General features: G+C 55.8%; 14 protein-coding genes. 5 read left to right on the top strand and 9 right to left on the bottom strand.

The annotated features are described in order from the left end of the window. The first annotated feature begins 69 nt into the window (after positions 1–69). The 3 genes from CFU_RS13785 to CFU_RS25540 all read left to right on the top strand — a co-directional run bounded on the left by CFU_RS13785 (position 70) and on the right by CFU_RS25540 (position 2805). Complete coding sequence (locus tag CFU_RS13785) at positions 70–939, top strand: 2OG-Fe(II) oxygenase (protein ID WP_014006650.1); 870 nt, start codon at positions 70–72, stop codon at positions 937–939. A 3-nt stretch (positions 940–942) separates the two neighbouring features. Then, positions 943–2442 (top strand): TolC family protein, encoded by a 1500-nt coding sequence (locus tag CFU_RS13780; protein WP_014006649.1) that lies wholly within the window; start codon positions 943–945, stop codon positions 2440–2442. Between the two features lie 66 nt (positions 2443–2508). Then, on the top strand, positions 2509–2805 hold the full coding sequence (locus CFU_RS25540) for a formylglycine-generating enzyme family protein (protein ID WP_081466476.1): 297 nt from the start codon (positions 2509–2511) through the stop codon (positions 2803–2805). Positions 2806–3500: 695 nt separating this feature from the next. Here CFU_RS25540 and CFU_RS13770 read toward each other — a convergent pair. Genes CFU_RS13770 through CFU_RS13735 form a run of 8 tightly spaced genes read right to left on the bottom strand, consistent with a single transcriptional unit; the run spans position 3501 to position 10792 of the window. After that, the gene (locus CFU_RS13770; protein ID WP_041742054.1) at positions 3501–3803 is read right to left on the bottom strand and encodes a DUF971 domain-containing protein; all 303 of its coding nucleotides are present in this window, start codon (positions 3801–3803) and stop codon (positions 3501–3503) included. An 11-nt stretch (positions 3804–3814) separates the two neighbouring features. After that, complete coding sequence (locus CFU_RS13765; RefSeq protein ID WP_014006648.1) at positions 3815–4786, bottom strand: HEAT repeat domain-containing protein; 972 nt, start codon at positions 4784–4786, stop codon at positions 3815–3817. Positions 4787–4795: 9 nt separating this feature from the next. Continuing rightward, positions 4796–5638 (bottom strand): ABC transporter ATP-binding protein, encoded by an 843-nt coding sequence (locus CFU_RS13760; protein WP_014006647.1) that lies wholly within the window; start codon positions 5636–5638, stop codon positions 4796–4798. 5 nt (positions 5639–5643) lie between these two features. Continuing rightward, the gene (locus tag CFU_RS13755) at positions 5644–6513 is read right to left on the bottom strand and encodes an ABC transporter permease (protein WP_014006646.1); all 870 of its coding nucleotides are present in this window, start codon (positions 6511–6513) and stop codon (positions 5644–5646) included. 24 nt (positions 6514–6537) lie between these two features. Further along, positions 6538–7950 carry an ABC transporter substrate-binding protein gene (locus CFU_RS13750; protein ID WP_014006645.1) on the bottom strand — a complete coding sequence of 471 codons (1413 nt, stop codon included), beginning with the start codon at positions 7948–7950 and terminating at the stop codon, positions 6538–6540. Positions 7951–7988: 38 nt separating this feature from the next. After that, complete coding sequence (locus CFU_RS13745; RefSeq protein ID WP_014006644.1) at positions 7989–8222, bottom strand: 4Fe-4S dicluster domain-containing protein; 234 nt, start codon at positions 8220–8222, stop codon at positions 7989–7991. 19 nt (positions 8223–8241) lie between these two features. Further along, positions 8242–9996, bottom strand: a complete 1755-nt coding sequence (locus tag CFU_RS13740; protein WP_014006643.1) for a fumarate reductase/succinate dehydrogenase flavoprotein subunit — start codon at positions 9994–9996, stop codon at positions 8242–8244. A gap of 22 nt (positions 9997–10018) precedes the next feature. Beyond that, positions 10019–10792 carry a GntR family transcriptional regulator gene (locus tag CFU_RS13735; RefSeq protein WP_014006642.1) on the bottom strand — a complete coding sequence of 258 codons (774 nt, stop codon included), beginning with the start codon at positions 10790–10792 and terminating at the stop codon, positions 10019–10021. Between the two features lie 364 nt (positions 10793–11156). Between CFU_RS13735 and CFU_RS13730 the strand changes: the two genes are divergently transcribed. Next, on the top strand, positions 11157–11558 hold the full coding sequence (locus tag CFU_RS13730) for a VOC family protein (protein ID WP_041742053.1): 402 nt from the start codon (positions 11157–11159) through the stop codon (positions 11556–11558). A 172-nt stretch (positions 11559–11730) separates the two neighbouring features. On the opposite strand, the gene CFU_RS13725 is transcribed toward CFU_RS13730, so the two are convergent. Then, positions 11731–12975, bottom strand: coding sequence for a M20/M25/M40 family metallo-hydrolase (locus CFU_RS13725; protein WP_041742052.1), 1245 nt, complete (start codon positions 12973–12975; stop codon positions 11731–11733). A 412-nt stretch (positions 12976–13387) separates the two neighbouring features. Here CFU_RS13725 and CFU_RS13720 point away from each other — a divergent pair, with 412 nt between their 5' ends. After that, positions 13388–15106 (top strand): methyl-accepting chemotaxis protein, encoded by a 1719-nt coding sequence (locus CFU_RS13720; protein WP_014006639.1) that lies wholly within the window; start codon positions 13388–13390, stop codon positions 15104–15106. Positions 15107–15156: the final 50 nt, after the last annotated feature.

Genomic DNA, 15156 nt, shown 5'->3' with positions numbered 1-15156 from the left:
TTAGGGTAACCCGATCACCGCGCATAACCTTCAGCGCGGTGATTTTCGTTTTTAGCTGATTGTAGAAAAATGAATCAAATTCCACCGGAATGGATACGCTGGATTGACGAAAATGTCTTGCGGGGCGTATCGGAGAAAAAGCTGATCGATGCTATGGTTAAGGCGAAATTCGGCAATGAACTTGCTGCAGCAACCATAGCGTCACGCACTCTGGAGCGCATTCGAGCGTCAGCCGCAGCACCTGATGCAACTACAGTAACTGACGCCGTACCGAAAGAATATCGGTATGAAGGATGCGGCCTGAATACCGGCAATAAGGTCCATATCGACGGTCATAACATTGCCGTGCTTATGAAACTGGAAAAGCCACGTGCTATTTTGTTTGGTAACGTGTTGTCGCACGACGAGTGCGATCAGCTGATTGCCTTATCCAAAACGAAATTGTTGCGCTCAGGTGTCGTGGATCATCAGACGGGCAACACCAAACTCCACGAACACCGTACCAGCAGCGGTACGTTTTTCCATCGCGGAACAACGCCATTTATTGCCATGATCGACAAGCGCCTTGCAGCTCTGATGCAGGTGCCTGAGAGTCATGGTGAAGGACTACAGATTCTCAATTATCAAATGGGCGGGGAATACAGGCCTCACTATGATTATTTTCGCCCAGACGCGCCTGGCAGCGCGAAGCATCTTGCACGCGGGGGGCAACGCACTGCGACCTTGATTATTTACCTTAACGATGTCGACGGTGGCGGTGAAACCATTTTTCCTAGAAATGGACTGTCTATAGTCCCGGCAAAAGGAAGTGCGATCTATTTTTCTTATACTAATGCAGAGAACCAACTTGATTCCCTAAGTTTTCATGGTGGTAGCCCTGTCATCGAAGGAGAAAAATGGATTGCCACAAAGTGGGTGCGACAGAATGAATATCGCTAAAAAATGACGCTGCCAAATCAATTCATGCATGTCACTAATATGTGGAAATTCAGCGGGCGCGTCATGTACAAAGCCATCTTGTTGGTAGTGTGTTGGTGTGGCGTTGCGCCATGTTTTGGTATTGATTTGGGATTACGTGACCCATTGCGCCAATTGGATGCGGTACCCGTAATGCCTGCTGGACAAATGTTTGATGGTTCGCCGTCAATCGCAATTTGTACCGATAATGCAAAGACGGAACTCACTTTACTTGACGTTGTGTCGGCAGCTTTGTGCCATAACCCTAAAACCCGAGAAGCTTGGGTTAACGTTAAAGTACAGGCTGCGCAAGTTGGCCTTTCCAAGGCTGCTTATCTGCCGACATTGACTGGCACCGGGCAGGCTGCGAAAGATCGTTCTACCAATCATGGGACGCCATCTGCCCCTTTTTACGTGCAATCAGACAGCAGCTACCAGAACGCCGCTCTGACGTTGAATTGGGTGCTTTATGATTTTGGCGCCAGATCGGCTAACGTTAGCTATGCAAAAAGCTTGCTGGCTTCAGCATTGGCAGGACAAGACAGTACGCTGCAGGCGGTTTTCGCCAACACCGTCAAAGATTACTATGCCGCTCTCGTGGCGCAAAAAAATGCGCAATCAACGCAAGATATTGAAGCGGACACCCAGCGCGTCTTTGATGCCGCTGTCATCCGTGTGCGCCATGGTGTAGCGGCGATTAGCGATCAATTACAAGCGCAAACAGCCTATTCACAAGCCAAATTCAATCGGAGCAAAGCCGAGGGCGATTGGCAGTCCGCGCTCGGTCAGCTTGCGATAGACATCGGACAAAAGCCAAATGCAGGCATACACCTTGCGGAAACAAATACCCCAGTATTGCCTGATACAGCCTTTGTTCGATCGGTAGTTGAATTGTTGCAAAGCGCCCAGGAGCGACATCCTTCGCTGGTCGCCGCTAGGGCTGATCTGGCAGCGGCGCAAGCTAACGAAAAAATGATTCGTGCGCAAGGACGGCCCACGATCAGTTTTGTGGGGAAATACAACTATAACAATCAACCGCAGAGTTCTGGCGCCGGCCAGCAATACTATGGTGAAACCAGCCGGGACCGTTCCATCGGCATTCAAATCAACATCCCTTTCTTTGAAGGTTTTACAAGAACCTATCAAATCCGTGGGGCCCAGGCGCAGATCGAGGGTAAAGAAGCAAGTCTGACTGATGCCGAGTTACAGGTCGCATCGGGCGTATGGACTAGCTATCAGACACTGAGGGTTGACACCGATAATTTGCGTACTAGCCAGGAAATTCTCGACAGCGCCAAAGCAGCATTTGAAGCAGCTCAGGCGCGTTATACCAAAGGCGTAACAGGTATTTTAGAATTGATCACAACTCAGACTGCATTGGCCAATGCCCAACAACAGCGTATTGCAGCGTTAGCCGGTTGGCAGAATGCAAAGATTCAACTTGCCGCTAGCATTGGGACACTGAATTTGTCGGTTCTTCACTGACGTTAATTTTATATTGGTTGAGATGACTGGTTGTAATTTTGATGTTGCTCCCACGCCCAATATCGTTTGCCGACCGAGGCTGAATGGGAGTATGCGACAAGAGCTGGAACGACGACACCTACTTATTGGAATGAGCCATCAAAACAATGCCAGTTCGTAAATTCCGGAGACCAGGCGACTAAAACGGTCGATCTTTCTGGATACAACACCCATGCTCTTGATGCTGATTGTAATGATGGTTACCCGACAACCTCTCCGGTTGGGGCATTCCCTCCTAATCCGTGGGGGTTATATGACATGCTGGGTAATGTGGGGCAATGGACCGAAGATTGTGGAACTAGTTATTCGTTAAAGGGCTTATAAACTGACTGCGTGATTAGCTAGCTCGAGGATGAAGCAGCGTGTTTCGGCGTTGCTGTAATCGTCCAACAACTTCCACATTCACGCCTTGCTGGTTCAGTACCGATTGCACGGCGCACCCAGCCGGTCCATTCCATTGAAAGAGGGAATGATGCACGAGACATCGGGATTCATTTAAGCTTCTTTCATGGTTTGAAAAATACAATGCGGATGTGCATTTGGATGTTGGCAGCGCATAGGAAATTGCCGCGGATCCCGTTCATGTGGATTGACCAGGAAACGTCCATGGCGGCCGTTTACCAATTGATAGATGTGGTTGTGCATGGCATGAACTTGTTTTTGGTTGGCATCGGAACAATATACGTCACCCGCAGAATAGCCTGACATGTATTTTGAGTAAACGTCTTTCGGTTCCCCAGATTTCCCCCTTCCCTCATTGGGCAATTAATGCCGGTGCATGAGTAATACATATACCGAGTACGCCGGTGGCGCTGGCTGATGCCCATCAGCAGCGCATAAGATGTCTGGCTGAGTGGCGTTCAGCGCGTTTGCGATTGTTGGCTGCTGCCGGAGGATGAGAGCGTAAAGATGTGGTGATGCCGTGATTTCCGCGATTGACATCGCGAGAAATCCGATACCTCTTTCAAGAAATATCCGTGGCCCGTCCGGGGGCGCCCGCAAGAACCATCGCTTCAAATCTACATCGCGCCGTTGGGATCAGAGATAATTCGCAGATAGGGCCAGGGGTAGATGCCGCGCGCATGTCCATCGCTGAATATCAGTTGAATCCCATAGTGCCCGATCAAACGGATTTCGGTCAGTCCAATGTCCGCCTGTACCAATAATTCGGCCTTCGAGTGCGATCGGATGGCCTTGCAATCCGCGCATTGGCAGCGGCTGCGCAACAAGCTGTGCGACAAGTATTGCTCGATACCGTCATCCCAGTTGATGCGCAGTAAGCCTCCGGCTAGTTGATTTTCGATGTTGACGGGATATGGCATGGCTTGGCGGCTTAGGTACCGCTGCGGATTTGTTCTATCGCCAGCCGTACCGCCTTGCGGACTTCTGGATCAGGATCTTGTTCTGCGGCCAGCAAAGAGGGCAGTGCAGCTGTGTGGCGGATCTCTCCCAACGACAAGGCGGCTTCCTTGCGCAGGTTGCTGATCTCGTGCTGCAAGGTTTGCAGCAAGGGTATCACGGCGGCGGTGCTGCGTAGCCGTCCAAGGCTGCGCGCTGCGCGCAGCCTCACTTGCCAGTAAGGGTCTTCCAAAGCCTTGATCAGTTCGTCGGCTGCCGCAGCCAGGCGCAACTTGCCAAGGGTGGTGGCCGCTTCTTCGCGGACCTGCCAGGCGGCATCGTGCAGAGTCGTCAGTAGCGCCGGCAATACGCTGTCATCGATGGCGAAACCCAGGGCGCCGGACGCCGCTCGTCGCACTTCCGGATCCGGGTCGCTGGTAGCCAACTGCATGATGGGCGCAAGCGCGCGAATCTGTTTCAGGTAACCAAGTACCGAAATTGCTTCGCGCCGCACGGCAGCATCGGCATGCATCAATGCCGACAAAGCCGGCTCCAGGCTTTCCGGTGCGCGCAGTTCACGCAGCGCACGCAGGACGGCTACGCGGACGAAAGAGCGCTCGTCCGAGGCATGCGGCAACAGTATTGCTGCCGATGCGGGGTCTTTCAATTCGCTTAGCGTGTGGGCGGCAGCTTCGCGTACCTTGCTGTCATCGTCAGTTAATAATCCGATCAGACCGATGACGCTGGCTCGGCTCTCGAACGCTTCCAGCGCCCGTGCTGCTTCTAGCCGCACATCGGCAGCCGCGTCCTTGAGTGTTTCCACCAGCAAGGACGCATGTTCGTCGCCGGCGACGTCGATCAGGTCCAGCACTGCTATGCGCCGTACGGCGCTATCGGCGTCACGCAAGCGTTCACGGAACTGGCGGATTTCATGGCTTTCCTGGTAATGATGGTTGACGGCGCTCACTACATTTCCTTAAATGGCAAATTGAATATCGGTCAGGTTGGGTGCGCCTAGCGGACTGAGCCGTTCCAGCGGCCTGACTTTGGCTTCGGGATGAAGCAGCGCCAGGCAATGGCGCTTGAACTCGGTGAATTGCAGCGAAGTCACCAGTTCCGGTCCGCGCGGCCGGGGAAACTCCAGTTTGATTTCTTCGATGATGCGTCCCGGCCGCGGGCTCAATATCAGGATGCGGTCGGCCAGGAACAGCGCTTCGTCGATATCGTGCGTGATGAACAGGATTGTGGTCTTGATGCCTGCCCATACTTCCAGCAACAGCTCTTGCATTTTCAGGCGCGTCTGCGCGTCGAGCGCGCCAAATGGCTCATCCATCAGCATCACGCGCGGATGATTGATCAGGACACGGGCAATTTCGACGCGCTGCTGCATGCCGCCCGACAAATGGGCCGGATAGCAATGCTCGAAACCTTCCAACCCCACCAGCTTGAGCAGATTGCGCGCCCTTTGATGACGTTCGCCGCGCGCAAGGCCTTTCATTTTCAAGCCGAAAGCGACATTGTCGAGCACTTTTTTCCAGGGAAACAGCGTGTGATGCTGGAACACCAGCCCACGGTCCGGATGCGGGCCGTCGACCGCCGCATCGTCGACATGGACGCTGCCTTCGCTGGCAGGCAGATGGCCGGCCACGGCGCCCAGCAGCGTCGACTTGCCGCAGCCGGAGGGGCCAAGCACGCAGACAAACTCACCCGGCGCGATCGACATGGAAACATCGTGCAGTGCTTCGAAGCGACGCTTGCCTTTACCCAGCTGGATATGCAGGCGATCGATGTCGATCTTGCCAAATTGTGCCGTTGTCATGTTGTTTACCTTTGCAGCAGATACCAGGGCATCAGCGCATTGCCCAGTTTCTTGATCAAGGCGCTGCTGCCCATACCCATGGCGCCGATGAGCAGCATGCCGACGATGATGTCGGCATAGTTCTGGATAGTGTAGGAAGCCCAGGTGTAATAACCGATGCCGAACTGGCCGGCGATCATTTCCGCGGTGACCAGGCAGAACCAGGCGGTTCCCATGCCGATCGACAAACCGGTGACGATGCCGGGGGCTGCCGCCGGCAGGATAACTTCGGAAAAGATGCTTCTGCGGCCGCTGCCAAGGCTGCGGGCAGAAGCGATCAAGCGCGGATCAACGCCTTCCACGCCATGGATAGTGTTCAGCAGGATCGGGAACAGCGCGCCGATGAAGGTGATATAGATCATCGATATTTCCGAAGAAGGAAACATCAGGATCGCCAGCGGAATCCAGGCTACCGCCGGGATCGGCCGCAACAGTTCCAGCGGCGGCATCAAGATGTCGGCCAGCCAGCGTACGCGTCCAATCAGCATGCCCAGGACGATGCCGGCCAGCGCCGCCACGATGAACCCGGCAAACACCCGATATAGGCTTGCACCCAGGTGCGCCAGCAGTTTGGGCGATTGCGCCAGGTTCCACGCCGCCTGCATGACTTCCTTGGGTGATGGCACGTTCTGGAAAGTGATCAACCCCAGGTTAAGGTGAGTGCTGGATGCCCATTGCCACAGCAATACGCAGGCAACGACGGACGCCAGGCGCAGTCCGTAATGCAGCCATTGGGGAAAAAAAATACCGAATGAGAACGACGCCGGCAAGCGCCATGGCGGCTCGTCTTGGCGGTCGCCATCTTCCGCCGTGTCAAATGGATAACTCAAGGCCATGGTCCGACTCCGTCGCTACGTTGGTTACAAAGTTGAAACCGGACCGCCTGCTTTGGCGGCGCTGAAGTCGAGCACCGTGCCATTGTTTTTCCTGGCCCAGGTTTCCGCCGAACTCTTCAGCAGGAATGCGCTGACTTCGCCCTTGCTTTGTACAAACCAGGCATCCGCGGCCAGCAGTTTCAGGCCGGTTTCGCGGTCATGCGCATAGACGGTGCGGATCTTCTTGCCGGACTTTTCCAGTTTGCGTGCTTCCGACAAGGCATTTTCCAGCGAAGCATAGTGGCGTACCAGCGGTTCACCCTGTACCCATATCTGGCCCACGCGCCTGGGGTCAGCGATCGTTTTTCCGCTCAAGGCATCTTTTGCCGTCAGCGGCTGTTTAGCGTAATTCTTGAGGTGGGCCTCGTAGTCGAGGCCGGATTGCTTGAATGCTGCCCGGATGTAGTCATCGACGATGAAGCTGGCGGCATCGAGATCGGTTTCGGTGCGCTTCATGGCTTTCAGCGTGTCGATCGAAGTCTTCACCGCCTGGCGATATTCCGGTTTCCAGGTAAAGTCGCGCGTCTGCAGGCCAAGCGGGCCGTGGAACAGATAGTTCACTTCAGCGTCGATGCCGGTGATTTTTTCGATCAATTCGCTATATTTCTCTGGCTCGGCAGCAATCAGGCGGTCCGCTTCGATGGCGGCGCGCAGGTAGGCGACCACGATCTCAGGATATTTCTTTGCATAGTCAGCATCGACCAGGCTGCCGTGCAACGTAGGCGTGCCGGTCTGCGAGCCGTCGAAGATCTTGCGGGCAAAGCCGCGATGCGGGAACAGTTCGGCGAAGGGAACGAAGTCGGCGTGGGCGTCGATCTTGTTGCTTTGGAGAGCGGAGCCGGCAACTTCGGGGGCCTGGGTGACGATGTTGACATCCTTTTCCGGATCCCAGCCTTGCGCCTTGACGGCGCGCAGCAGCATGCCGTGGGCAGTGGAGGCGAACGGCACTGAGATGGTTTTGCCTTTTAATTCCGCCAGCGACTGCACCGTGGAAGCTTTCGGCACCACAATGCCGTTGCCGCTGCCGGTAATGCTGCCCGATAGCACCGTGACGAATATGCTGCGCTTGCCGGCTTTCTGATGGGCGGCGCCATTGAAGGAACCGGGGAAATCCGCCATCGAACCGATATCCAGTTTGCCGGCCACCATTTCATTGGTCAGCGGCGCGCCCGAGGTAAAGTTTTTCCATTGGATGTCATATTGTGCGTCCTTGTACTTGCCTTCGTGCGGCAGATATTTCTCCAGCAGTTTCAATTCGCGTATCAGGAGACCGCCGGTGGCGCAGTTGATCGTCGTGTCCTGGGTGCCGATAGCGATGCGGATGGTCTCCGCGCTGGCGGAACCCGCGAGCAGCGCCAGGCCGAACAAGGTTATATATAGGTTTTGACGAAAATGCATTGTTATTTCCCTGATGAAAAGACGGAACCGGTTCTGGATCAGCGCAGCAGATAAGGTATGTCGACATGGACCGCTCCCGTGGGACAGTCCTTCTCGCATGGCATGCAGTACCAGCATTCGTCGAATTTCATGAATGCCTTGCCTTTGGTCAGGTCGATGGCAAGCACGTCGAGCGGACAGACGTCGACGCAAACGGTGCAGCCCTTGTCGGCGATGCATTTGTCCTCCTCGATCCGGACCGGGACGCTGGTGATGCTGAAGGCGGTTGGCATGGGGTATCCTGGTTTGGGGTCAGGCTGCCGAGGGCTCGGCCAGTCTGGTTTCGGTCGCGGCGTCTTTTTTTATGCGCAGATGCTGGTAGGCCGATTTTTCGTTTTCGTCGAGGGCGAGGATATAGGGCTCGAGAGGACGCTTGAAGCAGGTCATCTGCTCCTGCTCTTTCTTCACCTGTACATGCACCAGCCATTCGGCATCGTTGCGCTCCGGATAATCGATTCGGTTGTGGTACAAGCCCCAGCGGCTTTCGGTACGATACAGCGAAGCCCGTGCGGCCATTTCGGCGCAGTCGCGGATGGCGTGGATTTCCATTGCGCGCATAAGCTCGTGCGGATTGCGCGCCTGCAGGCGGTCGAGGTCTGCGCGGATCGCTTCGAAACGCGAGAGGCCGATTTCCATCTTGCGTGTAATCTTGGGCGGCTGCAGGTAATCGTTGACCATGCGGCGCAGCTTGTACTCCACCTGCGCCGGCGGCAGGCCGTCAACCCGGTCGAGCGGCGCCCAGACACGCGCTCGTTCTGTCTCGACCTGGTCCTGGCTGATTTCCGCCAGCGGTTTTTCAGCGCAATAGCGTGCAGCGCTTTCACCAGCCAGTTTGCCGTAGACGAAGGCGCCCAGCATGTAGTTATGCGGTACGCAGGCCAGGTCGCCAGCCGCATATAAGCCTGGAACCGTGGTCTCGGCATGTTCGTTGACCCATACGCCGGACGCTGAATGGCCGCTGCACAAACCGATCTCGGAGATGTGCATTTCCACCATCTGTTCACGGTAATTGGTGCCGCGCCCTTCGTGGAATCGGCCGCGGCTAGGGCGCTCGTTAGTGTGCAGGATGGTTTCGATGGTGCTGATGGTTTCTTCCGCAAGGTGGTCCAGCTTGAGGAATACCGGTCCCTTGCCGCCTTGCAGCTCGTTATAGAACTCTTGCATCATCTGGCCGCTCCAGTAATCGCACTCGATGAAGCGTTCGCCATGGCTGTTTGTCGTGAAGCCGCCGAACGGGCCCGTGACATAAGCGCAGGCCGGGCCGTTGTAGTCCTTGATCAAGGGATTGATCTGGAAGCATTCGATGCCCGATAACTCGGCGCCGGCGTGATACGCCATGCTGTAGCCGTCACCGGCATTGGTCGGGTTTTCATAAGTGCCGAACAGATAGCCGGAGGCGGGCAGGCCAAGGCGGCCGGCGGCGCCGGTCGACAACACGACAGTCTTGGCGCGGATCACGTGGAAGTCGCCGGTACGGCAGTCGAACGCCATGGCGCCGGCGATGCTGCCATCGCCGGCCGTAAGCAGGCGGGTCGCCACCAGGCGGTTGGTGATCTCGACGCGGGCTCGCTTGAGGCGGCGGTACAGCACTTTCTTGATATCGTGGCCTTCCGGCATCGGCAATACGTACGTCCCCATGTGGTGCACCTTGCGCATGGCGTAGTCGCCGGTTTCATCCTTCTCGAACTTGACGCCCCAGCGGTCTAGTTCCTCAATCATGGGGAAACTGTTCTGCGCATACGCCATGACCGTCTTCTGATTGACGATGCCATCGTTGGCAGTGGTAATTTCCTTTACATATTGCTCTGGCGTGGCGAAGCCGGGCACGATGGCGTTATTGAGGCCGTCCATGCCCATCGAGATGGCGCCGCTGCGCTTGACGTTGGCTTTTTCCAGCAGCAGCACGCGCAAGGCCGGATTGGCTTCCTTGGCTTTTGCTGCAGCCATCGGCCCTGCTGTGCCGCCGCCGATGACCAGTACGTCTACCGTCTGGATATGGGTTTCCATGATGCTCTCCTGTGGCCCTGATTCACTCGGATCCGACGGGAGCCGGTCGCCGTGCGATACGTAGGTGGTATTGAAAGGTTTCGCTGCGAAAGTAGAGATATTCGAAATCCAGCGGTTTTCCTTCGGCGGTATAGGTCAGGCGCTCAATGCGCAATAGCGCGCTGCCTTCGCTGACCTGTAGTGCATCAGCCAGTGTCCTGTCGGCGGTGACGGCGCCGATTTGCAGGTCGGCGTGGCCCAGCGCGATGCCGAAATCGTTCTCGAAGATCAGGAAAATATCCCGGTTGGTCAAATCTTCATTACGCAGGCGCTGGCCAAGCTGTTCCGGCAAATAAGTGATTTCCAGAGAAACCGGTTCACCGTTCAGATGACGCACGCGGCGGATTTCCGCTACGCTTGTGCCGGCCTCCACACCCAGCTGCTGCGCTACTTCGGCGGTAGCGGGGATGGCGTGATGCCCGACCACGCGGTTATAGATTTGATATCCCTCGCGCGTCATGGCCTCGGCGAAGCCTTCCAGGTGGGTAAGTTGCTGCGCTGCCTTTTTCTTTGCCACGAAAGTCCCCTTGCCGGGAATCTTGAAGATGACGCCTTCACGCTGCAAGTCGCTCAGGGCCTGGCGTACGGTAATGCGGCTGACGCCGAAGATGGCGCCCAGCCCGCTCTCGGGCGGTAGCTGCGCATGCGGAGCGTAGCTGCCATCGAAGATGCGCGCGCGCAGCAGGTCCTTGACCTGGACATACAAGGGTATGGGCGAGGGATCGACTATCTGAAAACTGTTTATTGCATTTGCCATGTTCGCTCTTTACACATCAATCCTGTCATGACAGGTTATGACCAATGTGCCGATGATAGAGAGTGCCGAAAAACTTGAGAACGAATCTCTTCGAACATGCTTATGACGAAAACGATTTTGGAATCAATGAGACGGCGAGCCGGGTTCCGAAAAAAGCGAGCAATCGTCAGGCTGTTGCCGCGCTTGGCGCGGAAATCCCCGCCATTGCTGCCTCGCGCGCTATAGGAGGTGCAGGTCCAATACGAGTTTAAAAATTGAGTAATTACTCGCAAAATGGATGTAGTGGAGAGGCGCACAGCCGCACAGAGCCGGGTCGCTGACAGCTTCCTTCATTGCCATTTCAACCTTTTTGCGAGATCTTTTCATGAATACTCATAAACAAGCAAAGCTGAATCACTTGAGCTTTCCCACCACCAACGTCGCCGAGACCGCTGCGTTTTTCGAAAAATACCTCGGCTGCGAGATCGTTGCCGCTGGCGAGAGCTGCCTGCTCAAGCGAAATGATTTCGACATTGTCCTGGATCACGTCGCAGAGGACGTGCCGGCCTGGCCAAAAAACTTCCACTTCGGCGTGGAGGTCGACAGCCTGGATGAGGTCCATGCCCTCTATACGGAATTCCTGGAGGGCGGGGTTAGCATGGAGACGGAGGTCTTCAACAACTCGCGCGGATCGCGCTTCTTTTGCCGCACGCCCGGCGGTGTCCTGCTCGAAGTTAATACCCGTGCGGATATGCAGAAGCAGGATCAATGGCAGAAGCTGTTTTGATGGGGCGCCTAGCCGGGGTCGCCTAGACAGGGACTGCAAAGTAGGGTGGGCACATCGTGCCCACGCGTGAATTCACATGACGCACTTGCCTATTTGAATACCGCGTGGGCACGATGTGCCCACCCTACGGCTGCGAATAAGGTTTTCAACCGAATACTGGCCGATCGGGGCCTTATTTCCGCTTGCCCAGATCCATAAGCATCCGGGTTAGCAAATAAAAGCGCGGCACGATGCTGTCGACTTCGGCGTATTCCTCGGGTGTATGGATACCGCCGCCAACAATGCCGAAGCCATCCAGCGTCGGAATCCCGACGCCGGCCGAGAGGCTCGAATCCGCTGCGCCGCCGCTGCCCTCAAGCGTCAGCTTTTTTCCTAACTCGCCATAGATGGCCTGCGCCTTGGCAGCGAGTGCTTCCGATTGCGGGTTTGCCGGCATCGGTGGGAATCCGCGGGTCAAGCGCGTCGTTACCTGGGTATCGGGGATCAATTTTTTCTCCGACATCTTGGCCAGGTCTTTTTCGACACGGTCGAACTCCTCGGGAACCGCGACGCGCACGTCGCCGAAGGCTGTCGCATGATCTGGGATGACGTTAGTGGCGCCGCCCGCGTTTATCACGGTAAAGTTGACTGTCGTTTGTTTTTCGCGATCACCGAGCTGGCCGAGCTGCAATATCTGGTGTGCGACTTCCATCGCTGCATTGCGGCCGCTGTCGGGCGCCACGCCGGCGTGCGCTGCCTTGCCGGTAACTTCAACCTTCACCGTGCCGCTGCCTTTGCGCCACACCACCAGGCCGTCGGCCGCCCGGCCCGGTTCGAGATTAAGCACCACATCGTGCTGCCTGGCGATTTTTTCGATCAGGGCGCGTGAACCGGCGGAACCGGTCTCTTCGTTAGAGTTGAGCAATAAAGTAATCTGGGCGTAATCTTTGAAACCCAACTGTTGCAGGATTTTCAACGCATACAGGCCGGCGACGATGCCTCCTTTGTCATCCATGACACCAGGACCGTAAGCCCGGCTGTCTTTGATATAAAACGGCTTTGCCGTGGCGGTTCCGTGCTTGAACACCGTATCCATGTGCGCCATCAGCAAAATCTTTCCTTTGCCGGTTCCGGAGAATGTCGCCACCACGTTATTGCCATTTGCGGGCGCGGCCGCCGGATAGGTTTCAACGTGTGCCCCGATTTTTTTCAGTTCTTCAATCACTATCCCGCTGACCTGGCTCAACCCCTGTTCGTCGCCGGTGCCGGTATCGATATTCACCAGCCGTTCTAGCAGTTTCAAGGCATCGCCCTTGTATTGCTCGGCTTTTTCATAAACCTGCTTGTCGGGTTCGGCAAAAGAAGAGGGCGCGGCTAAACCAAGGGCGATGCCTACACTCAGGCTTGATACGAATGCGGATCGTGAAAAATGGAACATTACTGTGATCTCCCGTCTAAATTTCGGATGGTTAGGCTGAATTCCGGCTGTGGGGAAGCGGCTGTTTACTTGCTTCAGCCGCGCTTCCCGCTTGAAACGCTCAACAGAATATAAAGACTCTGGGGTGTATTGGGAAGATTTTAAATTTCTTTGAAGATGATCACATTTATTTATAACTGTCCAATTTGATATGAAATCAGATTCGAGCATGCCTCCCTAAAAAAAACACGATTTTTGCCGTTATCTCAGTTATGGGCGATGTTGTTGAGGGAATGTCATCAGATTTCGCGGATCCTGGTCAATATCAACACGCCGACGTCTCGCACGGAAGTGGGAGCGATGGGAAAACTCGCGGCTGAGAAAAAGCGACTTTGGCGCTTATTAACCGCACTCTTTACAGAAGAAAATAAAAATGAAAATCGTTAATCTCAAAGTCGGTACGCGGATGGGAATCGGGTTCGCCATTGTCCTTTCTCTTTCCGTCATGTCGATCGCCATCGGCATATGGAACCTGCGCCAGGTGGCGATGGAGACCCAGCGCATGATGGAAAGCCCTCTGGCAAAAGAACGGATAGTGTCCGACTGGTCGGTCCTCACCAACGCTGCCATCGCTCGCACCTCGTTCATTGTTAAAAGTACAGATGACACTTTGGCGACGACGTTCGCGGAAGACATCGATGCCAGCGCCAAGAAAGGCACCGAAATCCAGAATTCGCTTGAACCGCTATTGACCTCATCCTTGGAGAAAGAGAAATATGCGCTGATCAAGACGCTGCGCGAAAAATACCAGCAGTCCAAGGTCGCGGCGATGAAAGCTAAGCAGGGCGGCAAGGCTGAGGAAGCATCGAAAATCTACAATAGCGAATTCATGCCGACCGCGAAAAGTTACCAAGGCGAACTGTTTGCGTTTCTTTCCTTGCAAAGGAAAAACATCGACCAGACCGGACAGCAGATTGCCGAACTGTACAGCCGCAGCTTCAACCTCATGCTGCTGCTGGGTGTATTGGTGATTGTTTTGGGCGCGGTTTGCGCCTTCCTGATCTCTCGCTCCATCACCCGTCCGTTGGGCGAGGCAATCAAGGTCGCGCAGACCGTGGCTTCCGGCGACCTGAGCAGCCGCATAGAAGTTAAAACCACCGACGAAACCGGTCAGCTGATGCAGGCATTGAAAGACATGAATGACAGCTTGCGGAAGGTCGTCAGCGAAGTGCGCAGCGGCACCGATACCATCGCTACCGCATCAAACCAAATCGCCTCGGGCAATCTTGATTTATCGTCGCGCACCGAACAGCAGGCCAGTTCGCTTGAAGAAACCGCGGCGTCGATGGAGCAGTTGACCAGCACCGTGAAACAGAATGCCGACAATGCGCGGCAAGCCAATCAACTCGCAGTGTCGGCGTCCGGCGTCGCGCTCAAGGGCGGCGGTGTGGTGTCGCAAGTGGTAGAGACGATGGACCTGATCAATACATCGGCCAAGAAGATCGTGGATATCATCGGCGTGATCGATAATATCGCGTTCCAGACCAATATCCTGGCGCTGAATGCGGCGGTGGAAGCGGCGCGGGCCGGCGAGCAGGGACGTGGGTTTGCGGTGGTGGCCAGCGAGGTGCGCAACCTGGCGCAACGTTCGGCAGTTGCGGCTAAAGAGATCAAACACTTGATCGACGACTCGGTGGAAAAAGTCGATGTCGGCGTCAAGCTGGTCGGCCAGGCCGGCGCCACCATGGGCGAGATCGTCGACAGCGTCAAGCGCGTAACCGACATCATGAGCGAAATCACGGCGGCCAGCCAGGAGCAGACTGCGGGCATCGAACAGGTTAATCAGGCAATCATGCAGATGGACCACGTCACGCAGCAGAATGCCGCCCTGGTGGAGCAGGCCGCGGCTGCCGCCGCGTCGCTGCAGGACCAGGCCGGCAATCTGGTGCAAGTGGTCAGAGTGTTTTTGACCGAGGGAACACAAGCGCATGCCGGCGCGTCTTTTAAGGCGGCCGGCCGTCCGGCGCCGGTTGCTGCCGCGCCTGTATATGTCGCGGCCCGCAACGCCAGGCTGCCGTCGGCGAATGTGAAAACATTCAAACGCGTGGCGAACGCCTCTGCCGCCGCCGGCAGCGAATGGGATCAATTTTAATTAATCAACGCCGCTCTGCCTGGAGAACAGCAGCGTAAAGCGCGTTATCC

The sequence above is a fragment of the Collimonas fungivorans Ter331 genome, assembly GCF_000221045.1.
Lineage (GTDB): Bacteria > Pseudomonadota > Gammaproteobacteria > Burkholderiales > Burkholderiaceae_D > Collimonas > Collimonas fungivorans_A.
The sequence above is the reverse complement of the archived record's forward strand: the minus strand, read 5'-3'. Positions and strand labels throughout refer to the sequence as shown.

Coding starts and splice junctions, on each gene's coding strand:
- CFU_RS13785 (WP_014006650.1), top strand. CDS start 70: ATGAATCAAATTCCACCGGAATGGATACGCTGGATTGACGAAAATGTC.
- CFU_RS13780 (WP_014006649.1), top strand. CDS start 943: ATGACGCTGCCAAATCAATTCATGCATGTCACTAATATGTGGAAATTC.
- CFU_RS13770 (WP_041742054.1), bottom strand. CDS start 3,803: ATGCCATATCCCGTCAACATCGAAAATCAACTAGCCGGAGGCTTACTG.
- CFU_RS13760 (WP_014006647.1), bottom strand. CDS start 5,638: ATGACAACGGCACAATTTGGCAAGATCGACATCGATCGCCTGCATATC.
- CFU_RS13755 (WP_014006646.1), bottom strand. CDS start 6,513: ATGGCCTTGAGTTATCCATTTGACACGGCGGAAGATGGCGACCGCCAA.
- CFU_RS13750 (WP_014006645.1), bottom strand. CDS start 7,950: ATGCATTTTCGTCAAAACCTATATATAACCTTGTTCGGCCTGGCGCTG.
- CFU_RS13745 (WP_014006644.1), bottom strand. CDS start 8,222: ATGCCAACCGCCTTCAGCATCACCAGCGTCCCGGTCCGGATCGAGGAG.
- CFU_RS13740 (WP_014006643.1), bottom strand. CDS start 9,996: ATGGAAACCCATATCCAGACGGTAGACGTACTGGTCATCGGCGGCGGC.
- CFU_RS13735 (WP_014006642.1), bottom strand. CDS start 10,792: ATGGCAAATGCAATAAACAGTTTTCAGATAGTCGATCCCTCGCCCATA.
- CFU_RS13730 (WP_041742053.1), top strand. CDS start 11,157: ATGAATACTCATAAACAAGCAAAGCTGAATCACTTGAGCTTTCCCACC.
- CFU_RS13725 (WP_041742052.1), bottom strand. CDS start 12,975: ATGTTCCATTTTTCACGATCCGCATTCGTATCAAGCCTGAGTGTAGGC.
- CFU_RS13720 (WP_014006639.1), top strand. CDS start 13,388: ATGAAAATCGTTAATCTCAAAGTCGGTACGCGGATGGGAATCGGGTTC.